The 22,047-nt window shown below is 46.9% G+C and carries 22 protein-coding genes; 17 read left to right on the top strand and 5 right to left on the bottom strand.

The genetic code is table 11. The features are described 5' to 3' along the window. Window positions 1-54 precede the first annotated feature (54 nt). From fdhD to FAY30_RS25270, 11 genes are all read left to right on the top strand, one after another. A complete protein-coding gene (fdhD, locus tag FAY30_RS25320) occupies window positions 55-816 on the top strand; it encodes a formate dehydrogenase accessory sulfurtransferase FdhD (protein ID WP_149872436.1) in 762 nt (253 codons plus the stop codon). Window positions 817-900: 84 nt separating this feature from the next. Further along, a complete protein-coding gene (gene fdnG / locus FAY30_RS25315; RefSeq protein WP_149872873.1) occupies window positions 901-3,882 on the top strand; it encodes a formate dehydrogenase-N subunit alpha in 2,982 nt (993 codons plus the stop codon). Then, window positions 3,879-4,706, top strand: a complete 828-nt coding sequence (locus FAY30_RS25310) for a 4Fe-4S dicluster domain-containing protein (RefSeq protein WP_149872435.1) — start codon at window positions 3,879-3,881, stop codon at window positions 4,704-4,706. The genes fdnG and FAY30_RS25310 overlap by 4 nt, the downstream gene beginning before the upstream one ends. Beyond that, window positions 4,699-5,412: a formate dehydrogenase subunit gamma gene (locus tag FAY30_RS25305; protein ID WP_149872434.1), complete on the top strand. Its 714-nt coding sequence runs from the start codon at window positions 4,699-4,701 to the stop codon at window positions 5,410-5,412. The genes FAY30_RS25310 and FAY30_RS25305 overlap by 8 nt, the downstream gene beginning before the upstream one ends. A gap of 290 nt (window positions 5,413-5,702) precedes the next feature. Continuing rightward, complete coding sequence (locus FAY30_RS25300; RefSeq protein ID WP_149872433.1) at window positions 5,703-6,512, top strand: formate dehydrogenase accessory protein FdhE; 810 nt, start codon at window positions 5,703-5,705, stop codon at window positions 6,510-6,512. 14 nt (window positions 6,513-6,526) lie between these two features. Continuing rightward, complete coding sequence (locus tag FAY30_RS25295; protein ID WP_149872432.1) at window positions 6,527-7,123, top strand: molybdenum cofactor guanylyltransferase; 597 nt, start codon at window positions 6,527-6,529, stop codon at window positions 7,121-7,123. A 24-nt stretch (window positions 7,124-7,147) separates the two neighbouring features. Further along, window positions 7,148-8,380 (top strand): molybdopterin molybdotransferase MoeA, encoded by a 1,233-nt coding sequence (gene glp, locus FAY30_RS25290; RefSeq protein ID WP_149872431.1) that lies wholly within the window; start codon window positions 7,148-7,150, stop codon window positions 8,378-8,380. 16 nt (window positions 8,381-8,396) lie between these two features. Further along, window positions 8,397-10,331, top strand: a complete 1,935-nt coding sequence (locus FAY30_RS25285) for a molybdopterin biosynthesis protein (protein ID WP_149872430.1) — start codon at window positions 8,397-8,399, stop codon at window positions 10,329-10,331. After that, window positions 10,332-10,799 (top strand): molybdenum cofactor biosynthesis protein MoaE, encoded by a 468-nt coding sequence (locus tag FAY30_RS25280; RefSeq protein WP_149872429.1) that lies wholly within the window; start codon window positions 10,332-10,334, stop codon window positions 10,797-10,799. Then, complete coding sequence (gene moaD, locus FAY30_RS25275) at window positions 10,792-11,025, top strand: molybdopterin converting factor subunit 1 (protein WP_149872428.1); 234 nt, start codon at window positions 10,792-10,794, stop codon at window positions 11,023-11,025. The genes FAY30_RS25280 and moaD overlap by 8 nt, the downstream gene beginning before the upstream one ends. Window positions 11,026-11,269: 244 nt before the next feature. Beyond that, complete coding sequence (locus FAY30_RS25270) at window positions 11,270-12,289, top strand: thiazole biosynthesis adenylyltransferase ThiF (RefSeq protein WP_149872427.1); 1,020 nt, start codon at window positions 11,270-11,272, stop codon at window positions 12,287-12,289. Between the two features lie 307 nt (window positions 12,290-12,596). On the opposite strand, the gene modB is transcribed toward FAY30_RS25270, so the two are convergent. Continuing rightward, on the bottom strand, window positions 12,597-13,259 hold the full coding sequence (modB, locus tag FAY30_RS25265; RefSeq protein WP_149872426.1) for a molybdate ABC transporter permease subunit: 663 nt from the start codon (window positions 13,257-13,259) through the stop codon (window positions 12,597-12,599). Between the two features lie 9 nt (window positions 13,260-13,268). Beyond that, window positions 13,269-14,012 carry a molybdate ABC transporter substrate-binding protein gene (gene modA / locus FAY30_RS25260; protein ID WP_149872872.1) on the bottom strand — a complete coding sequence of 248 codons (744 nt, stop codon included), beginning with the start codon at window positions 14,010-14,012 and terminating at the stop codon, window positions 13,269-13,271. A 259-nt stretch (window positions 14,013-14,271) separates the two neighbouring features. Between modA and FAY30_RS25255 the strand changes: the two genes are divergently transcribed. After that, on the top strand, window positions 14,272-14,598 hold the full coding sequence (locus tag FAY30_RS25255) for a YwdI family protein (RefSeq protein WP_149872425.1): 327 nt from the start codon (window positions 14,272-14,274) through the stop codon (window positions 14,596-14,598). 46 nt (window positions 14,599-14,644) lie between these two features. After that, entirely contained in the window at window positions 14,645-15,016 is a 372-nt protein-coding gene (locus FAY30_RS25250) for a DUF423 domain-containing protein (protein ID WP_149872424.1), read from the top strand. A 49-nt stretch (window positions 15,017-15,065) separates the two neighbouring features. On the opposite strand, the gene gerQ is transcribed toward FAY30_RS25250, so the two are convergent. Then, window positions 15,066-15,536: a spore coat protein GerQ gene (gene gerQ / locus FAY30_RS25245; RefSeq protein WP_149872423.1), complete on the bottom strand. Its 471-nt coding sequence runs from the start codon at window positions 15,534-15,536 to the stop codon at window positions 15,066-15,068. 322 nt (window positions 15,537-15,858) lie between these two features. Further along, the gene (gene hemQ / locus FAY30_RS25240; protein ID WP_149872422.1) at window positions 15,859-16,602 is read right to left on the bottom strand and encodes a hydrogen peroxide-dependent heme synthase; all 744 of its coding nucleotides are present in this window, start codon (window positions 16,600-16,602) and stop codon (window positions 15,859-15,861) included. Window positions 16,603-16,851: 249 nt separating this feature from the next. On the opposite strand from hemQ, the gene pta reads away from it, so the two are divergent. Together pta and FAY30_RS25230 are read left to right on the top strand one after the other, a co-directional pair. Then, window positions 16,852-17,823, top strand: coding sequence for a phosphate acetyltransferase (pta, locus tag FAY30_RS25235; RefSeq protein WP_149872421.1), 972 nt, complete (start codon window positions 16,852-16,854; stop codon window positions 17,821-17,823). An 86-nt stretch (window positions 17,824-17,909) separates the two neighbouring features. After that, complete coding sequence (locus FAY30_RS25230) at window positions 17,910-18,740, top strand: octanoyl-[GcvH]:protein N-octanoyltransferase (RefSeq protein WP_149872420.1); 831 nt, start codon at window positions 17,910-17,912, stop codon at window positions 18,738-18,740. A gap of 386 nt (window positions 18,741-19,126) precedes the next feature. Here the strand turns inward: FAY30_RS25230 and FAY30_RS25225 are convergent, their stop codons facing one another. Further along, entirely contained in the window at window positions 19,127-19,897 is a 771-nt protein-coding gene (locus FAY30_RS25225) for an RsfA family transcriptional regulator (protein ID WP_149872419.1), read from the bottom strand. A gap of 335 nt (window positions 19,898-20,232) precedes the next feature. Here FAY30_RS25225 and FAY30_RS25215 point away from each other — a divergent pair, with 335 nt between their 5' ends. Together FAY30_RS25215 and FAY30_RS25210 are read left to right on the top strand one after the other, a co-directional pair. Then, window positions 20,233-20,454, top strand: a complete 222-nt coding sequence (locus tag FAY30_RS25215; protein ID WP_007087472.1) for a YuzB family protein — start codon at window positions 20,233-20,235, stop codon at window positions 20,452-20,454. Window positions 20,455-20,681: 227 nt separating this feature from the next. After that, window positions 20,682-21,980 carry an HD domain-containing protein gene (locus FAY30_RS25210; protein WP_149872417.1) on the top strand — a complete coding sequence of 433 codons (1,299 nt, stop codon included), beginning with the start codon at window positions 20,682-20,684 and terminating at the stop codon, window positions 21,978-21,980. Window positions 21,981-22,047: the final 67 nt, after the last annotated feature.

The raw sequence follows: 22,047 nt of genomic DNA, 5'->3' as shown, positions 1-22,047 counted from the left end.
TACTATTTTTACAATGAATAAATAAGGAAAAGTTCCTAGGGGGAAGTGAAAACAATGAACCGTAAAGGGTGTCCTGATGAATATCCAATTTCCTTGATAATAAATGGTTATGAAATGGCTGTTTTTCAGCTGACAAAATTCGACCTTGAGGACTGGACAGTTGGTTATTTGTTTTCTGAAGGCTTTATTCAGGATGCAAATGATATCGAGTCCCTCCTCATCAACGAAGAAATGGGCAGCATTCATGTCGCGCTTCGAGCCCATTTTGACGAAGAGCAAGTTTTTTCAAAAAAGAAGCATTACACCGCAGGCTGCGGCAGGGGCGTCACCTTCTTTTCGATGACAGATGTGAAGAATTTTGCCAAAGTGGCATCAAACGAAACCTTCCAATTAAGTTATCTATTAAAAAAGAGAAGTGAATTCGCGCAAAACTCCCGCTTTTACCTGGAAACCGGCGGGATGCATGGAGCCTGTATTGTCGAGGAGGACGGCACGATCACGATTCGTGAAGATATTGGCCGCCACAATGCTGTCGATAAAATTATCGGCCACGCACTTAGAAAACGTTTACAACCCGAAAAGCTGTTATTGCTGACAACCGGACGGGTTTCATATGAAATGCTCTCAAAGGCTGCGAAATTTGGCTTTCCTGTGATCGGTTCGCGCACGGCCGCCACAAAGCAGGCAGTGCAGCTGGCAAAATACTTAAATATTGAGGTGATTGGCTATTTAAGAGGGAAAATGGCCACCATCTATACCTCAGCCGGCCGAGTCGAAAACGACTTAAATATTGAACTGGCAGTAGAGATGCATTGAAAGGGGTGAATCAATTAATAGAGATATAGAGAGATAAAGGGATGTTCTAATCAATATTTGGGAAGGAGAATGATGATGGTTGAAATGAACCTCAATCGCCGGCAATTTTTAAAGCTATCTGGCGCAACTGCGGCAACACTTGCGGTTGTTGAACTTGGCTTTAACGAGCATAAGGCTTATGCCAAAACAAAAGAATTCAAAATTGCCAAAGCTACTGTAACACCAACCATTTGCTGCTACTGTGGTGTTGGATGCGGAATCCTCGTTCACACCAAGAATAATACGGTGGTTTATACGGAGGGGGATCCGGATAACCCAATTAACGAAGGAAAGCTTTGCAGTAAAGGAACAACATTAAGACAGTTATACACATCGGAAAAGCGCTTAACAAAACCGCTTTATCGTGCTCCCGGCAGTAATAAGTGGGAGGAAAAGGACTGGGAATGGATGCTCGACACCATTGCCAAACGTACAAAAGAAACACGTGACAATTCATTTGTTGAAGTAGAAAACGGAATCACCGTTAACAAAACCGAAAAGATTGCCAGCCTTGGAGGCGCGGCACTTGATAATGAAGAAACTTATTTGCTCTCGAAACTAATGAGAGGGCTTGGTGTCACCTACTTAGAGCACCAGGCACGAATATGACATAGTTCTACGGTTGCCGGTCTGGCACCTACATTTGGTCGTGGAGCAATGACTAACCATTGGAATGATCTGCAGCATACTGATTGTGCGTTGATTATTGGCGCAAACCCTGCAGAAAATCACCCCATCAGCTTTAGATGGTTAACGAAGGCAAAGGAAAACGGCGGGAAAATCGTTTCTGTTGATCCGCGTTTTACAAGGACATCGTCGCAGGCGGACGTGTATGCTGCCCTTCGTTCCGGTACGGATATTCCGTTTATCGGCGGGATGATTAAGTATGCAATCGAAAACAATCTCATCCACAAAGAGTATGTTGCTAACTATACAAATGCGTCCTTCATCGTGAAAGAAGGCTTTGACTTTAATGATGGTCTTTTCTCAGGCTATGACGCAGCAAAACGAGCGTATGATAAAACAAAATGGGCAATAGAAACAACGGAAGACGGCAAGCCGGTTACAGATGCAACATTGCAGCACCCGCGTTCCGTGTTCCAATTAATGAAGAAACATTATTCCCGTTACGATGTGGATACCGTTACAGCTGTAACCGGTACACCGAAAGAAGATTACCTGAAAGTTTGCCAAACCTTCTGTGAAACAGGGAAAGTCGGCAAATCCGGAACCATCATGTATGCAATGGGTACAACCCAGCATACCGTCGGCTCACAAAACGTCCGGATTTATGCGATGCTGCAGCTGCTTTTAGGAAACATCGGCATCCCTGGCGGCGGCATCAATGCGATGCGCGGTGAATCAAACGTACAAGGGTCGACAGACTTTGGTCTATTATATGACAACTTGACAGGATATCTAGGCACACCGAAAGCAACTGTTCCAGAGCATGCGACATTGAAAGGCTATTTGGAAAAAGAAACACCGAAGACAGGCTATTGGAGCAATAAACCCAAATTTGTTGTCAGCTTACTCAAAGCCTGGTACGGTGCGAACGCTACGGCTGAAAACGAGTTCGGCTACCATTACTTGCCAAAGGGAAATAAAAACTACTCCCACATCAATCTATTTAATGCGATGTACAAGGGTGAACTAGAAGGAACATTCCTGTTCGGCACAAACCCGGTTGTCGGCGGACCGAACGCCGGGAAAGAAAAAGAGGCGCTTGGAAACCTGAAGTGGCTTGTAGCCATCGACCTGTGGGAAACGGAAACATCGTCATTTTGGCAAAAAGAAGCAGGCAGTGACCCGTCTAAGATTAATACAGAAGTATTCCTTCTGCCGGCGAGTGCTTCTTTTGAAAAAGAGGGCAGTATTTCCAACAGCTCACGCTGGATGCAATATCGCTGGAAGGCGATTGATTCAAGAGGCGAGGCAAGACCGGACCTTGATATCATCCATGAACTGGCATTAAAACTGAAACATCTTTATGCGAACAGTCCAAAGTCAGCTGACAAGCCATTCTTAGCGCTAGATTGGAATTATGGCAATGGCGATGAACCGGATATTGACCTTGTGGCTAAAGAAATCAATGGCTATGACCTGAAAACAGGTAAATTAATTGCGGGCTTCGGGGCCTTGCTGGACGATGGTACAACCTCAAGCGGCAACTGGATTTATTCCGGCTTCTATCCTGAAGAAGGCAAGAATAAATCGAAAAACCGTGACAATAAAGACACAGGCGGACACCATTACTTAAACTGGTCATACGCATGGCCAATGAACCGCCGGATTCTTTACAACCGTGCCTCCGCGGATCCAAGCGGACAGCCATGGAGCAAGGAAAAAGCCGTCATTCAGTGGGATGCTGTCCAGAAGAAATGGACCGGCAATGACGTCCCAGACTTCAAACCAGTGACGGCCCCAACAGAACCAGGGGGCGCAGGTCCGTTTATCATGAACAAGGACGGCGTTGGCTTACTATTTGCGCCGACATTGAACGATGGACCGTTCCCTGAACATTACGAGCCATTTGAAAGCCCTGTTCCCAACCCGTTCTCCAGTCAACAATTGAATCCGGCCGCGGTCGTGATTGAGGGCGATTTTAACAAGAAGGGCGATAAGAAGGATTACCCAATTGTCGCAACCACCTACAGGGTAAGTGAACACTGGCAGTCAGGATCGATGACTCGGAATCAAGAATGGCTCTCAGAGCTTGCCGGCCATATGTTTGTGGAATTAAGTGAAGAACTTGCCAAAGAAAAGGGCATCAAGAATAAAGACAAAATCATTGTCAGCTCGGCACGCGGAGAAATCAACGCTTATGCGATGGTGACAAAACGCTTTAAGCCGTACAAGGTGAATGGCAAAAAGGTTCATCAAATTGGCATGCCATGGCACTTCGGCTATAAAGGCTTTGCCACTGGGGATACAGCGAATCGTCTGACGCCGCACATTGGTGATGCAAATACAACGATTCCAGAATACAAAGCATTCCTCTGCAACGTAAGGAGGGCTGAAGCATGAGTAAGTATGTAAAATATGTGGATGTAACGAAGTGTGACGGCTGCCGTGCCTGTATGGTAGCGTGTAAAAACTGGAATGACCTGCCGGCGGAACCGACCGATTTCCTTGGCAGTGTCCAATCCCATCCAAAGACAACAGCCGATACATGGAATGTCCTGCAGTACATTGAACACGAGAATGCCAGCGGCGGTCTTGATTACCTTTTCCGGCATTCCTCCTGCTTCCATTGTACAGATGCTGCCTGTGAAAAGGTTTGTCCGGAAAATGCGATCAGCTATACGAAGTATGGAACTGTTGTGATTGACCAGGAGACATGCGTAGGCTGCGGCTATTGCGTGCAAAACTGTCCGTTTGAGGTCATTTCCTTGAAGGAATATAAGGATAAAAACGGCAAGGAGTATCGCAAGGCCCATAAGTGTACGATGTGTACCGACCGAATTGATGAGGGCTTACAGCCTGCCTGCGTTACTACCTGTCATACCGGAGCAATGGAGTTTGGCGACAGGGATGCAATGATTAAAAAGGCGGAGCAGCGCGTCAAGGAGATCAAAGGTCGTTACCCGAACGCAATGGTCTACAATCCGGAGGGCGTTGGCGGCACTCATACCGTTTATGTGCTTGCAGAAAGGCCAAGTGTGTACGGCCTGCCTGAAAATCCGAAGGTGCCAACATCTGCTGTCTTATGGAAAGACTATGCCCAGCCAATCGGCAAGGCGATGATTGGGGCAACGACAATGGCGGTTGTCGGTGCATTTGTGGCCAATAAGTTTTTCAGTAAAAAAGAGAATAACGAAACAGAAGATGGAGGTGGCAGTGATGAGTAATCATCAGAAGCACCCAAAAGCTGATGTAAAGATTCGCCGCTTTCCAAAGGCATTTGTTTGGGCGCACGCAATTAATGGAATTGCCTTCTTTGCCCTATACATCACGGCCCTGCCAATGTATACCGAATTCTTTGACTGGCTGTATCCGGTGTTTGGCGGCCCGGCCATGGCCCGGCTGCTGCACCGAATTTTTGCAGTAGCGTTCGTCACGCCTACCTTCATCTTATTGATTTTTAGTCCCAAATTCTTTATTCATTGGATGAAGGAATTAATCACCTGGAAGAAGCGTGACCTTCAATTCTTCAGTGAATTCGTTAAAGAATTATTCGGCTTCAAGTTTAAACATATTAAACAAACCTTCTTTAACGCTGGGGAAAAAATTAACTCGATTCTTCAGATTTTCTGTGCCATCTTGGTTATTGTTTCAGGAGTCACCATGTGGTTCCCTGAGTACTTCTCAAGAGCGTTTGTTCAATGGGGCTACTTCCTTCATAACGTTGGTTTTGGATTAGGAATCGCTGTGATTGTCGGACATATTTACCTATCTGTTGTTCATAAACATTCAAGACCAGGATACTCCGGCGTCGTTACCGGAAAGGTTCCAGCCTGGTGGGCAAAAGGCCACTACGGCGACTGGTATGATGAAGAAGTCAAAAAGGGCAACTTCCCTGACTTGGACGATCCAAAACATAAAAAAGGTGCTTAATAGATATACATCCATTCAAGTAAATTTTATATTAAGAAAAGCGCAAGCGCCCTGGTTAGCGGCGTATGGCCTGGAGCGCTCCAACTGAGATAAAGGAAACACGGTGAGCGGAGCAAACCGATGTTGACTTATCGTAGGGCGGAGAGCGAAGGACACTAGCCGCTAGGGCGCTGGAGCTGGACATTTCTCAAAGACGAAACTTATAAATTCTTATAATGTAAAAAAGGATGGCTGTCGAACAAATTGACAGCCATTCCTTTTAAAAACCAATAGAATGAGGTGCGACAACGATGATTAAATCTGTTGTTTCAAAAGAATATCAGGAACTGCACAAGGAAATCGTCAGGCTTCAGGAAAAGTGGAAGCTGCAGCTTGACCCGGAAACCATTAGACCGAATCTTGATCAGGCTGCAATGGGAGCAGGGGTGCCGGCCGCCGCGTTAACGGCGATCGATTTTGAAATTTCACTATTTTTACAGTGGATAGAGGAAATAAATGACTTACTTGTGAAATATAATCCGGAACTTGAGGCAAAACTAGCAGACATTCATAGCCTTCTTAATGAAGAAACGGCAATTCGCTGGATCGAAGAGGCAAGCTCGTTCAACCACCTTTATTTTGCAAGTTTTGCAGAAGAACATAGCCTGCAAGAATGGATCCCGCAATTTCTTGCTGAAACCGCGCTTCGTCCATACCTGCAATTGACAGCAGAAAAGGTTCAGGCTGGGATCCACCGTGCCGTGCCAGGGGCTGGATGCCCTGTTTGCGGCGAGCCGGTAAGATTGGCATCTCTTGAGGAGGAAGGGAAAAAGGTTATCCATTGTCCGCGCTGCCTTGCCCACTGGCATGCAAAGCGCTTAGAATGCTCGCACTGCGGCAATGAGGACCATAAAACGATTCAATTTTTTACGATTGAAGGGGATGTCACCTCCCAAATTCAAGTTTGCGAAGAGTGCAACGGCTATATTAAAATTATTGATACACGCCAATATATCGCGAAACCTTCAGCGGCATTACTGGATTTAAACTCTATTCATCTAGATTTTGTTGCCCAAGAGAATGGGTATACTGCGGTTGGAGAGAAGAAAACGGAACAGTAAGGAGCGTTAAAAACATGAAAGCTGCAGCGATTATTTTAGCAGGCGGAAAATCAAGCCGGATGGGCACAAATAAGGCGCTGCTAAAAATTAATGAGAAAACCACTATTGAAAGTATGGCAGACAAGCTAAAACTCCTCTTTGATGATATAATTCTAGTAACGAATGATTCTGAACAATATGAATTTTTAGGACTCAAAATGGTGGCCGACCAGTATCCGGGGATGGGGCCGCTTGCAGGTGTGCATGCCGGTCTGCTTGCATCCGACTACGATGTGAATGTGATTGTTGCCTGTGATATGCCATTTGTTTCCACGGAGCTTGCCGAGGTGCTTGTCACCAGCTGCGGCCATTATGATGCCGTCGTTCCTGTCATCAATGGAAAGCAGCACCCGTTATTTGCTGTTTTTCACAAAAATGCGGCAGCAGAAGCCCTTGTCTGTATTGAGGCTGGCCGGCTGCGAATGAAACATTTACTAGATCAACTAAATGTCCGATACGTAACAGAAACAGAGCTGCAGTCTTACAGCCATCTTGATCTCGAACGGGTCTTTTTCAATATGAATCACCCAAATGAATATGAAGATGCGAAAAAGTGGGCAGAGGCAGATTGATTTTACAAGGGGGAAATGGGAGCCATGCGATTTTTCAAAGTAAAAACAGTTGAAGAAACATTTGCCTTAATCGAGGAAAACATACCGGCAATCGAACAAACAGTGGTTAAGGAACTTGGTGATGCCTTACATTTTATTTTAGCGGCTCCTGTGGAGGCAAAGGAAAATGTGCCAAGTTTTGATCGCTCAACTGTGGACGGGTATGCCGTCCGTGCGAAGGATACGTATGGTTCCTCTGAATCCATGCCAGGCTTCTTAAACGTTGTTGGAGAAGTAAAAATGGGTGAAGTCCCAGCGGTCGAAGCGGGTCACGGAACGGCCGTTTACGTGCCTACGGGCGGGATGATGCCAAAGGGCAGTGACAGTGTCATCATGATTGAACATTGCGAGGAATTAGACGGCTTGCTAAATACCTATAAACAAATTGCGCCTGGGGAAAATGTGATCAGCAAGGGAGAAGATATTAAGGAAGGGGAAACCCTCCTTGAGGCCGGGACGAAGCTGAGGCCGCAGGAATTAGGAGCACTCGCCTCGTTAGGGATTGCCGAGGTGCCCGTCTACCGCAAATTGAAGGTCGGGTACCTCTCGTCCGGGGATGAAATCGTTCCGTATCAAACGGAAACTCTCCAAGAAGGGCAAATTCGCGACATCAACTATTTAACGATTGCCGGACTTGCAAATGAATGGAATGTGGAAGTGATATACGGCGGGATTGTCCGCGATGATTTTGAGGAATTTCGCCAAAAAGCTGCCGAGCTCTATGAACAGGTCGATTGTTTAATCCTTTCCGGCGGCAGCTCTGTCGGGGCGAAGGATTACACAACAGATGTGATTCAGTCCTTAGGGGAGCCGGGGGTTTTTGTGCATGGTATTTCAATTAAGCCGGGGAAACCTACGATTCTCGCCATGGCAAACGGCAAGCCTGTCATCGGCCTTCCAGGACATCCGGCAAGTGCGATGATTATTTTCAAACTGTTCGGCGAGCGGATTCTGCGAAAGCTGAAGGGTGAAAAGCTTGAGCGCAAACCAGAGCGGATTTTTGCAAAAATCACAAAAAATATTCCTTCTTCCATGGGACGAGCGGATTATATCCGCGTCCGGCTGTTTGAAATCGAGGGCGAATGGTGGGCCGAGCCGATTATCGGAAAATCCGGCTTAATTACCACACTGGTAAAAAGCGATGGCATGGTTGAGATTAGTTCAGAAAAAGAAGGAGTTTCACAGGGTGAATGGGTGCCTGTGATTCCATCAAGGTAAGGGGGCGCCGAGAGTTATGGAACATACACAATATAAGCGAAAAATTTATTTAGAGGACAAACCCCGAGCGGAAGCACGTGAAGAAATACTGGCAGCCTCTGAGCTAACTCCTGAAATCGAGTATCTTTCAGCCGTTGAAGCACTGGGACGTGTGACCGCTGAACCGATCTTTGCACGCGTCTCGATGCCGCATTACCACGCCTCAGCAATGGACGGAATTGCCGTGATCGCTGAAAGCACCTACAAGGCGCATGAGCAAAATCCGCTTTTTCTCAAAAAAGGCACGGAGTTTTGTTTTGTTGATACGGGGAATGCCATTCCCTCCCCATTCAACGCCGTGATTATGATTGAACATGTACATATGGTGGATGACGATACGATTGAAATCATTGAGCCGGCCACCCCTTGGCAGCATATCCGGCCGATTGGCGAGGATATCGTCCAAGAGGAAATGCTCTTCCCTCAAGGACATACGCTGCGTCCGGCGGATTTAGGCGTGCTGCTCGCCGCACAGCAGCTCGTGGTTCCGGTTGTCAAAAGACCGGTGGTGACAATTATCCCGACAGGTAATGAGCTTGTCGAAGCAAATGCGGAGCTGTCTTCCGGAAACATCATTGAATTTAATGGTACGGTGTTTTCCGGTTTTATCAAGGAATGGGGCGGTGAGCCGAAGCTCCATCCGATTGTGAAGGACGAACCGGAAAAGATTAAAGCGGCGCTGCTGGAAGCCGCCGAAACCTCGGATATTATTGTCATCAATGCCGGCTCATCGGCAGGCAGGAAGGACTTCACGGTCCACATCATCGCAGAAATCGGCGAGGTTTATACTCATGGGGTCGCCGCACGGCCAGGGAAACCAACCGTTTTAGGAAAAATAAACGGAAAAATGGTCGTTGGTGTTCCGGGGTACCCGGTTTCCGCCTATTTGGCGATGGAATGGTTTGTCCGTCCGTTAGTATGTCAATACTTGGGGATTCCTGAACCGCAAAGACAGACGGTTCAGGTGAAACTTGGCCGCCGCATTGTCTCATCAATGGGTGCCGAAGACTTTGTGCGAATGAATATCGGCTGGGTGAATGGACAATTTGTCGCCAACCCGCTGACAAGGGCGGCCGGGGTCACGATGTCCTATGTCAGGGCAGACGGCCTGTTAATCGTACCGCCAAGTGTAATCGGCTATGAGCAGGGAGATACAGCAGAAGTCGAACTGCTGCGCCCGCTGGAGGAAATCAAACAGGCAATCGTCTTTTGCGGCAGCCACGATTTAACGATTGACCTATTATTTTCGGAGCTGAAACGCGCACGGACCGACATGAAAATCGTCTCCTCCCACGTCGGCAGCATGGCCGGCATCATGGCAATTAGGAAAGGCGAGGCCCATGTAGCGGGGATCCATTTGCTGGACCCAAGTACAAAGCAATATAATGTTTCATACGTAAAGAAAATGTTAGCGGGAAAAGACGTGATCCTTTATCCCTTTTTAAAAAGGAAGCAAGGCTGGATCCTGCCAAAAGGCAATCCCCTGGAAATCGCTGGCGTGACTGACCTGGTCCGGGCGGGGGCGAACTTCGTCAACCGTCAAAAAGGAGCAGGAACGCGAATCCTGTTTGATTTGCTGTTGCAAGAGGCGGCCCTGGTGCCGGAGGGGATTACCGGCTATGATCGGGAAATGTTCTCCCACTTAGCCGTAGCGGCAGAAGTGAACGGCGATGCGTGCAGCGCCGGGCTCGGGATCTACCCTGCGGCCAAGGCCATGGGTTTGGACTTTGTTCCGGTCGCCGATGAAGAATATGACTTAGTGATGACACGCGATTTTTACGAAAGTGAAAGCGGCAGGCTGCTTTTGGCGATTATTCAGTCGGAAGCCTTCCGTAAGCAGGTTGAAAAAATCGGCGGTTACCAAGTGGTTGAAAATGCAGAGCCTAAGAGCTTGACTGATGAGGTGAAATAATTGAAGTACTACGAGATTTCAAAGGAACCAATCGATATTCAAGCAGTGATTGATAAGGTGGTCCAGCGCGAGGCAGGTGCGATTACCACCTTCATCGGCACGGTCCGCGAATTAACGCATGGCAAGAAGACCTTGTTTTTAATCTATGATGCGTATGAAGCAATGGCAGTGAAAAAACTTTCGCAGATTGGTGCGGAAATTGAACAGCGCTGGGCCGGTTCGAAGGTGGCGATTACCCATCGCGTCGGGCGTTTAGATATTACCGATATTGCCGTGGTGATTGCAGTTTCGACGCCACACCGCGCTGACTCCTATGAAGCGAACCGCTATGCGATTGAACGAATTAAGGAAATCGTTCCAATCTGGAAGAAGGAGCATTGGGAAGACGGCGAATCGTGGATTGGAGACCAGCTTGAAAAGGTCGCCTATCCAAGCGGCAAGCCTGAGGCAGGTGATTTAGATGAATAAAGTATTATTTTTTGCTCATTTGCGTGATGCCGTGGGGGAAGAATCCTTGTCATTGGACGCAAGCGGGAAAACAGTGGCTGAATTGAAGGCCGAGTTAGCAGAGAGATATGACCTGCCGCGCTTAGAAACCGTGATGACCGCGATTAATGAGGAATTTGCCTCAAATGATGAAGTGATCAGCGACGGCGACGAAATTGCCTTCATTCCTCCGGTCAGCGGCGGGTGATTGTGCCCGTGGGAGCGAGGAAATTGGGCGAACGGTCATAAAAAGAGGTTCACAGTGCCCGCGAGAGTAGAAAAACAACAGACACGGGCACTCAGAGAGGTTCACAGTGCCCGCGAGAGTAGAAAAACAACAGTCACGGGCACTCTCGATTGCTCGCAGTGCCTTGCAGATACTTTTTAAAAAAAATCCTTACCCTAAAAGCTCGCCGGCCGGCGGGTTTTCTTTCGAAAGGGGTCAAACATAAATGAATGAACGATATTCAAGGCAAGTTCTTTTTCCGGGAATCGGCAAAGAGGGGCAGGCGAAAATGAGGGAAAAGCACGTCCTGATCATTGGTGCCGGTGCCCTCGGCTCAGGCAGTTCCGAAATTCTCACGCGCGCAGGAGTTGGCAAAATTACCATCGTTGATCGCGATTACGTAGAAGCCAGTAATCTGCAGCGCCAGCAGCTTTACACGGAAGAGGACGTTGCCGAGAAACTCCCAAAGGCGGCGGCGGCGGAGAAACGCTTGCGGGCGATTAATGCTGATGTTGAAATTCGGGCAATCATCGGCGATGCAACGCCTGAGATGATGGAGGAGCTTGCGGCCGGTGTCGATTTAATGCTGGACGCCACCGACAATTTCGAAACTAGGATGTTGATGAATGATATTTCCCAAAAATACAAGATTCCCTGGATTTACGGTGCCTGTGTCGGCAGCTTTGGGATGAGTTTTTCCATCATTCCTGGAAGAACACCTTGCTTAAATTGCCTATTACGCACGATCCCGCTTCAAGGAATGACCTGTGATACCGGCGGAATAATATCGCCTGCTGTGCAAATGGTGATTGCACACCAAACAGCAGAGGCGCTAAAAATGCTTGTTGAGGATTGGGAGGCGGTCCGCACCACGTTTGTCAGCTTTGATGTGTGGCGGAATCAATATACAAGCTTGAAAATGTCGAAAGCAAAGTTTGCCGGCTGCTTATCCTGCGGCGAGGAACGGACATATCCGTATTTAGATCATGAGAATATGACAAAGACGACAGTGCTGTGCGGCCGCGATACGGTGCAAATCCGCCCATCCACCGCTGGGCAGATCTCGCTGGAGCAGCTTGCGGGCCAGCTTAACGGGCTTGGATATGCCGTTAAAGGGAATCCATATTTGTTGTCGGTAGAAATCGGCGGGGAGCGGATGGTTATTTTTCAAGACGGCCGCGCGCTCATTCATGGAACAAAGGATTTAACCCATGCTAAATCGCTTTATCAGCGGATTTTGGGGTGAATTAGGCTGGCTATTAAAAAAGTAAACCCGTACCACTCAACTGCTGGTACGGGTTTCTTTATTATAAGAATTTATAAGTTTCGACTTTTAGAAATGTCTAGCTCCAGCGCCCTAGCGGCTAGTGTCCTTCGCTCTCCGCCCTACGATAAGTCAACATCGATTCGCCTCCGGCTCACCGTGTTTCCTTTATCTCAGTTGGAGCGCTCCACAAGGAACGCTTCGGCAGCATAGGCATCGCACGAAGAAAAAGCGTTAGCTTTTTCGAGGAGGCCATACGCCGCTGACCAGGGCGCTTCCGCTTTTCTTTTTAACCTTTCCCCCTCGAGAGCTGAACGCAGACAAGCATCAGAAAAGAGATGCTGATCATGCACAAGACCCATAACCAGGCCATCCGCATGTTGCCTGAATCAATGGCGACATAGATGGCTGTCGGAATGGTTTGTGTTTTCCCGGGGATATTGCCGGCAAACATCAATGTGGCGCCAAACTCACCTAAAGCGCGGGCAAAGCTTAAAATTCCGCCTGAAATAATCGACTTTCCTGCAAGCGGGATGGAAACGAATAGAAATAGCTGAAAACGATTCGCCCCGTCAACCCGTGCGGCGTCCTCCACATCCCGATCGACTCCTTCAAATCCGGTCTTAACCGATTGGTACATAAGAGGGAAGGCGACAATTAATGCGGCGATCACCGCCGCCCACCAGGTGAAAATGACGGGCTGATGGAAGAGCCATTCGATAAATTGCCCGACTGGACTCTGCTTTCCAAAGACCACCAGCAGTAAAAAGCCGACAACCGTTGGCGGCAGCACTAACGGTAAAAGGAAAATCGTTTCGAGCACGGCTTTCCCTTTGAATCGTGCCTTCGCCATCCACTTTCCGATAAATAATCCTAAAAGCAACACAATGCATCCTGAAACAACCGCAATCTCTAGCGATAGTTTTACAGGATCCCAAAACTGGTCTGTCATGGTTGTTTTTTACAGTCCTTTAAATCCGTATTTTTCAAACACTTTCATTGCTTCTGGTGTTTGCAGATAGTCATAGAATAACATGGCTTCCTTTGGATGGCTACTTGTCTTGATCACTCCGACTGGGTAGACAATGGGGGTATGGGTCTTTTCGTCTGCAGCAGCGGCGATTTCTACTTTTTTCGACGTTAGCGCATCGGTTTTATAGACCATTCCGGCATCGACATTCCCGGTTTCTACATATGTAAGCACTTGGCGTACGTCCTTCGCAAAAACAACTTTCCCCTCAACTGATCCCCAAAGCTTCAGGCTGCCAAGAGTCTCTTTCGCATAATTGCCTGCGGGGACAGATTCAGGGGTACCGATCGAAAGCTTGTCTGCTTTTGGAAGGTCTTCGAACGTTTTGATGCCCTTTGTAGAATCCTTAGGAACGACGAGCACCAACTCATTGCCGACAAGGTCAATACCCTGATCCTTTTCGATTAAGCCATCTGCGACCAATTGATCAAACTTATCTTCTGCAGCGGAGAAAAAGAGGTCGACAGGTGCACCTTGTGAAATTTGCTGCTGCAATGCCCCGGAAGCACCGAAATTGTAGTTGATTTTGATCTGGCGATATTTTTTTGAAAAATTTGCCGTAATTTCTGTCAATGCATCTTGTAAGCTTGCCGCAGCGGAAATCGTCAATTCAACATTCTGTTCAGGTGATGATGTGGGTGTTTTTTTATCCTGATTCGCCGAACATCCTGACATGACAAGGACGCATAGGCTTATCAATAATAATGGTAGAGATCCTTTTTTCAAATCAGCACGCTCCTTTAAATGTATTATAACGAGTTATCCATCGTTATTGTATGAATAATTACCGAAAGTTCAGAAAGGATGGGGAAAAAAGGACAAATTTCGCTTGTTTCACGTGAAACATGTCGAACGCCGGATGAAGGTTATTTTTTCGTAAAATAGGCGATACTCATGTAAAATAGGTACGAGACTGTTAGCAGAGGTGTAAGAAGTGAATGTATCTATCGAGAAACTATTAGCAAAAATCGAAGAAGAATTGCAGCTGGCGAAAACGAGTAGCAAGCAAGAAAGCTTGCGGGAAAAAGTGTACTCTATTAAAATATTATGCGAATTGATTTTAGATGAAAAAGCAGAGCGGCCAGTGGCCCAGCCTGTTCCTGTTATGACAAACCGCGTCAGCGGGCAGCCGGCAGTGAACCAACAGGCATTTCAACAATCAGCGGTGAATCAACAAGTTTTTCAGCAGCCGGCATTGATGCCGCAGGCGAAAAAAATAGAGATGGACGAAGCAAACGGCGATTCGTTATTTGATTTTTAATCGAAGGGATGGGCGCTGAAGCTAGCAAAATGGAGGGGGATTTTTAATGAAAGCATTTATTATTGTGGGGGCCATCAATGCCTTTATAGCCGTGGCGCTTGGGGCCTTCGGTGCACACGGACTAAAGGACCGGCTTGACGCTCATTACTTGGAGATTTGGAAAACCGGCGTTACCTATCAAATGTTCCACGCAACCGGGATCTTAATAATCGGTCTGCTCCTCGGGAAAGTCGGAGCAAGCTCCGTTTTTAGCTGGTCCGGATGGTTAATGTTCGCCGGGATCATTATATTCAGCGGCAGCTTGTACTTGTTAAGCCTGACAAAGGTTGGCGTCTTAGGCGCCATTACTCCGATTGGCGGGGTTTGCTTCTTAGCTGCGTGGGTGCTCATGATTGTCGGTGCCGTGAAGAATTTTTAATAAAAAAAGCGGGGCCTCCTTTATATTTTGGGGCCCCGCTTATATTTGCTCATCTCGGTGGGTAAGTTCCTAGTGACGGACCGCTTCCCAACGGATATTCATATTCGATTTCCTCGGCAAAGGTAATGTAGTCGACAGCCACCATCGGGATGAGGAACCGGGTGCCTGCCTGCGGGTCGCTGAGGATTACATGGTCTCTTCCTGCTGCTTCAATGATGCCTTTAAATTCCTTGGCATTCCACTGGGTGTTGCCTTCAAATGTGGCAAATACGCTGACTAATTTCCCTTTGTTCAAACGCAAAATGTTTTCGATGTATGACTGCTCAATTGGCAGCATGCCCGGTACCTGCCCCCCGTTTACAGGCGGCCGTGGCGGTGTTCCAGCTCCAGCTGGCGGAAATTGCGGAAATCCTTGAGTGGGCATAAATCCTTGCCCGCCGCCAGCGACTGGCTGTGCCCCCTGTTGTCCTGCTGCCCCTGTATAAGGCTGAAATCCTTGAGGATTGTAGTATTGGCTCATCTTTTTCCCTCCTAGAAATAAGTGAATGAAACTTTCTGGCAGTACGGCGCCATCCCTTTTTTATAGGGGATTGACGACTGGCCCAACATTCTATTCATACTCCATTGCACCTAGATTGGTTACAGTTTAAAAAGGTTTTTTCTCACCTCTTCTTCATTAAGACAATTGGAGCTAATTTGAGACTCGCTGTTTAAATAGTATGAGTATAGAGGGGGAAATATGACTTGGATCAGATAGTTTTAGGAAGCAAAAAAAGCTCCCGGATGAGAGCTTTTTCGAGGAGGACATACGCCGCTGACCAGGGCGCTTCCGCTTTTCGTAATTATACGTGAAGAAATTTTGCTACCCGTTCTTCTTCTAAAAGATTGCCGACAAAGAAGGCGCCAAATTCGCCGTAGCGCGCACTCACTTCATCAAAGCGCATTTCATAAATGAGCTTTTTGAATTGAAGAACATCGTCTGCGAACAGGGTAACGCCCCATTCGTAATCATCGAAGCCGACGGAGCCGGTGATAATTTGTTTTACTTTACCCGCATAGGTACGGCCAATCATCCCGTGGCTGCGCATCATGCTGCGGCGCTCTTCCATCGGCAGCATGTACCAGTTATCATTCCCCTGGCGGCGCTTATCCATTGGATAGAAGCAGACATGCTTTGTTTTAGGCAGTGCCGGGTAAAGGCGTGCCAGAATTTGCGGATTTTGATAGGGATCTTCACCCGCTGGGAGGTAGTTGCTAAGTTCTACTACTGACACATATGAATGCGCAGGAATGGTGTATTCTGCAAGCTTTGTTTTATTGAATTCGGTTTCAATTTCATTTAACTCTTCCATTGTTGGACGAAGGATCATCATCATAAAATCAGCCTTTTGCCCAACAATTGTATATAAGGCATGGCTGCCTTCTTTGCGTTCTCCCGTTTGGTTCCATTTTTCAACCAGACTTAAAAACTCGTGGATGGCGGTTTGGCGTTCGTCGCTAGAAAGCATTTTCCATATAGTCCAATCCACGGTACGGAAATCATGCAGGCAATACCAGCCATCAAGCGTTTGTGCTGCTTCACTCATTATAATCACTCCTAGATAGTCATTCATCCATAACTATATCATAGTTTGACCAAGGGACGCCTTTCTAAACACTTGAAAGCGGGGAAGTGGATATTTTTGCAAAAAAGGGTAAATAGTAAAAGTATGAGTGTAATTTTTTGAAAAAAAAAACATCTTACTGAAACCGCTGTCTGTGATGGACATTGCTTGAAATTTCACCTTGGTAAAGTATGCTAGAAGAAGATGTTCTTTTTAAGGGAGGATTTTAATGTGAGTGATTTATTTGAAGGTTTAAAGCAGAAAGTTTCCGGACGTGATTTGAGAATTGTTTTTCCAGAAGGATTGGATGAGCGAATTGTCCGTGCAGCAGGCCGTTTGGCTGCGGAAAAATTAATCACGCCGATTTTGATTGGCAATATCGAAAAGGTGCAGGCAAAAGCGGCAGAGCTTGGCGTTTCTTTAGAATCTGCAGAAATCTATGATCCGGCAGCCTATGCAGGCATGGATGAGTTGGTCGCCGCATTTGTCGAGCGCCGCAAAGGGAAGGCAACCGAAGAGGATGCCCGCAAAATCCTGCTTGATGAAAACTATTTCGGCACGATGCTCGTTTACTTGAAAAAAGCACATGGCTTGGTGAGCGGTGCAGCGCATTCGACGGCAGATACGGTTCGTCCGGCACTGCAAATTATTAAAACAAAAGCAGGCGTAAAGAAGACGTCCGGCGTGTTCATCATGGTTCGTGAGGATGAAAAATATGTGTTCGCCGATTGTGCGATTAACATTGCTCCGGATAGCAATGATTTAGCGGAGATTGCGATTGAAAGCGCGAAAACAGCGGAAATGTTTGATATCGAGCCGCGGATTGCGATGCTGAGCTTTTCAACAAAGGGTTCGGCGAAATCTCCTGAGACAGAACGAATTGTTGAGGCTGTGGCTGAGGCGAAACGCCGCGATGCTTCACTTGTGTTAGACGGGGAATTCCAATTTGACGCCGCGTTTGTGCCATCTGTGGCCAAAAGTAAGGCACCAGGTTCTGTCCTGCAAGGGGATGCGAATGTGTTTATCTTCCCTAGCCTAGAAGCAGGCAACATTGGCTATAAAATCGCGCAGCGTTTAGGCGGTTTTGAAGCAGTCGGCCCGATCCTGCAAGGGTTGAATGCACCAGTGAACGATCTATCTCGCGGCTGTAACGAAGAAGATGTGTACAAGCTCGCGTTAATTACGGCGGCGCAAGGGTTATAATTTCAAGTTTTGGGGCTGGTCCGTCGTGTAGGGCTGGCTCCTTTTTTATGATAAAATGGATGTATTAATGTTAAGGGGTTTTCAAGATGGAAGGTTTACTGCGCCAGTCACAGTGGCGGATCATTGACCAGTCTGCTGTCGGCATTCATTTTCAGGCAACACAATCATTTGGCACCGATGATACGTTATGTGCCGCAGTCGGAGCAGGCGAAGCGCCGGCGACAGCGCGGACATGGGTGCATCACAATACGGTGGTCCTCGGCATCCAGGATACGAGATTGCCATTTTTGCAGGAAGGTATTCAATTTTTAAAGCAAGAGGGGTATCAGGTGATTGTCCGAAATTCCGGCGGGTTGGCGGTTGTCCTTGATGAAGGCGTCCTAAATATCTCGTTAATTTTCCCCGAGGCTGAAAAAGGAATCGATATCAACCGCGGCTATGATGTTATGTGGGAACTGATCCAACAGATGTTTGCCGATTTCCCGCAGCAAATCGAGGCACGGGAAATTGTGGGCTCTTATTGCCCGGGAAGTTACGATCTGAGCATCGGCGGCAAAAAGTTTGCCGGCATCTCGCAGCGCCGTCTGAAAAAAGGAGTCGCTGTCCAGATCTATCTCTGTGTCAATGGCAGCGGTGCGAAACGGGCCGAACTTGTGAAGCATTTTTACGAGCGGGCCAAACAGGGGGAAGAAACGAAATTTGCCTTCCCGGACATTGTTCCGGAGGTGATGGCCTCGCTGTCAGAATTGCTCGGGACACCTTTTTCCGTCGGCGATGTCATGCTGCGTTTGTTAAATCAGTTAAAGGCACATAGTGAGTTTTTGTATGCGGGGCAGCTGAACGAATACGAGCTTGGATTATTTCCCGGTTATTATCAACGGGTGATTGACCGGAATGAAACGATTGCCGGCCGCTAAAGAAAACTCACTGATTGGCGAGCTACAGGCATTCAGGCATGTAGCCCTTTCCTTTTTAGCTAAAAAGGCCGCGGACCTTTTACTTGGTCCGCGGCCTTTCTATAGTAAGATGCTGCTCCTGTCTCTTCTCCCAATGCCTTTTATTAAAAAAAGAATAAATTTTCTACTTCGAGAATTGTCCAGCTTCAGCGCCCAAGCGGCGAGACGCCTTCGCTCTCCGCCCTACGATAAGTCAACATCTAATCGCCTCCGGCTCTTCGTGTTTCCTTTATCTCAGTTGGAGTGCTCCAGAAGGAAAGCTACGGCAGCATAGACATCGCACGAAGGAAAAGCGTTAGCTTTTTCGAGGAGGCCATACGCCGCTGAACAGGGCGCTTCCGCTTTTCTTACTCTGCTACCTTTTCAAGGTTCCCGTTGCGGTCCATTTTGAATTTTGTAGCAGGTCTTTCTTCTTCTTCAAATAGTACAAGCTTGCGGGCGCGGTTCATAATTTTCATAAGGGTCTCGTAATCTTCTTGAATTGTTTCGGAATTCTCCTCGAGCCCGGAAATCTTTGCTGACATTTCCTCATTTTGCTTTCGTAACTCTGCCATCTCCCGCTTCAATCTTTCATTCTCACTTTTTAATGCTTCATTTTGCAGATTGGAATGATGAAAGTTTTGTAAGTAAGAGATAACAGCATCAAGGGTCAGTCCGCTGGCGGCTGTAGCTCTGTATGTTTGGCTTTGCGGCTGGCTTTGGGCCTGGACTTGGACTGGCGGCTTCACATAGGTTTCTTGAGCTGCCTCAACTGATAAATCAGGCATTTCCATTGTGGTTTCCAGCGGCATGTCAACCTGCAGCTGCGGCATGGTTTCGAATTCCTCCGAAGCCGTGACTGGTGGATTGTAAAGCAGCTTTTTCTTGCCGCCTTGATCCTTCCCTAACACTCTTTGTCTTTGTTTTCGCTGCTTTTTGGCTAATTGTAATGCTTTTTCATAGGTGTGGCGGACGACGGCGTTCCATCGGAATCCACAGGCGGCAGAGGTTCGGTTCAGCTTGTCCCCTACCTCTTCAAAGGCATTCAGCTGTGTACTGCCTTCTCTCACATGGCGAAGCACCGTTTCAGCCAATAGCAGATCATTCTCATCTGTCCATGCGTCTTGACGTACTTTCATATGGTTCAACTCCCTAAAATAATATACCTTTAACGTTGCCAGTCATATTTCTGGCGATTTTTGTAAAAGCTCTAGTCATAGGATGGACAAGTTTTTCAAGCTTTATACCAAAATGATTAAAAGGATAGTAGATTTTTTAACTAAAAGATTTGGCAGGATGGCAAGTGTTGCTAAAGATTGCAACTTGCAATGGGAAAAAAGAAACTGTAAAATACCTATGGAGTTAAAATGTTATCGATTAGCTAAAATTGTCGATTTTCCCATAGCTTATCTCGAAGCTTCTTGGGTAAAATAATGTATATATAGTAGATTGACCGTAGAAAGGGTTGTAGATAATGTCCAATGAATTTCGCGTTTGCGATGATTGTCAGGCCGTGAATTTAAAGACATTAATCCCTCGTTTGAAAGAAATCGATCCGGATGCCGAAATCAAAATCGGCTGCCAGTCCTATTGCGGACCCGGCCGGAAAAAGACCTTCGCCTTCGTTAACAACCGCCCAGTCGCCGCCTTAACGGAAGAGGAATTAATGGAGAAAGTAAATAAAAAGATCAAATAATCACCTCAGTCGTCGATAACTTAGGTGATTTTTTATTTTAAAGGAAACGGTGCCTGACACCTTTTCCAATCTAAAGATGCAGTTAATGGTGCCTGACACCCTTTCTAACCTATGGATAATGCAAAGGGTGTCAGGCACCCAAATTGTCGAAAACTCCTGCGGAATTTTGCTGAAAAATGGGTGATATTGGGATATAATAGTAGCAAATATAAGGAAGAGGGAAGTCCATGCATTATTCGGCGGAAAAGTTGAATGAAGAAAAAGTGTTTAAAGATCCTGTCCACCGCTATGTCCATGTCCGGGACCGGGCGATTTGGGATTTAATCGGAACAAAAGAGTTTCAGCGTCTGCGCCGTATCAAGCAGCTTGGGACAACCTTTTTAACCTTTCATGGTGCTGAGCACAGCCGTTTCAATCATTCGCTCGGCGTATATGAAATTGTCCGCCGTATCATCGATGATGTGTTTGCGGGAAGGCCGGAGTGGAATAATGATGAACGCCTGCTGACGCTTTGCGCAGCACTTCTCCACGATCTTGGGCACGGCCCGTTTTCCCATTCTTTTGAAAAGGTATTTGATTTTGACCACGAAGACTTAACCCGCGCGATTATTTTAGGTGATACCGAAGTAAATAAAATCCTCTTAAGGGTGAGCACTGATTTTCCTTCGCAAGTTGCCGAAGTCATTGCCAAGACATCAGCGAAAAAGTTAGTTGTCAGCTTGATTTCCAGCCAAATAGACGCTGACAGGATGGATTATTTGCAGCGAGATGCTTATTTTACCGGCGTCAGCTACGGACAATTTGATATGGAGCGTATTTTACGGGTGATGCGGCCCCGGGAAGACCAGGTCGTTATCAAAAAGAGCGGGATGCATGCGGTGGAAGATTATATTATGAGCCGCTACCAGATGTATTGGCAGGTCTACTTTCATCCTGTCTCACGCAGTGCTGAGGTGATATTGAGCAAGATTCTTCACCGAGCGAAGCAGCTTTTTAAAGAGAACTATCAGTTTAAATATGAGCCCATTCACTTTACGTCGCTGTTTCATGAGAAAGTGACATTAGAAGACTACTTAAAATTGGATGAATCCGTTATTTTATACTATTTTCAAAGCTGGCAGGAAGAAGCGGATCCCGTTTTAAGCGATCTGTGCCGGCGTTTTGTCAATCGGAATCTCTTTAAGTACGCAGAGTTTGATCCTGCGAAGGAATACAAGAAACTGGCGGAATTGACGGCGTTATTTGAAAAAGCCGGAATCGATCCTAACTATTATTTGGTGGTTGATTCATCGTCGGATTTGCCATATGACTTTTACCGTCCAGGCGAGGAAGAGGAACGGCTGCCGATTCATTTGTTAATGAAGAATGGGGAACTGCGTGAGCTCTCACGTGAGTCAGAAATTGTCGATGCAATATCGGGAAAAAGAAGAACCGACCATAAACTCTACTATCCGGCTGATTTTCTCGCAGATGAATCAACCGAAAAAGAAATAAAACAACAAATACGTGCCCTTTTAGAGATATAAATCAGGTGAAAATAGTAGTATTGGTGCCTGACACCCTTTGTAACCTGTGAATGGTGTAAATATTGTA

The sequence above is a fragment of the Bacillus sp. S3 genome, from assembly GCF_005154805.1.
In the GTDB taxonomy this organism is placed as follows: domain Bacteria; phylum Bacillota; class Bacilli; order Bacillales; family Cytobacillaceae; genus Neobacillus.
Note: the sequence above shows the minus strand (reverse complement) of the source record. Positions and strands in the feature narration are given on the sequence as shown.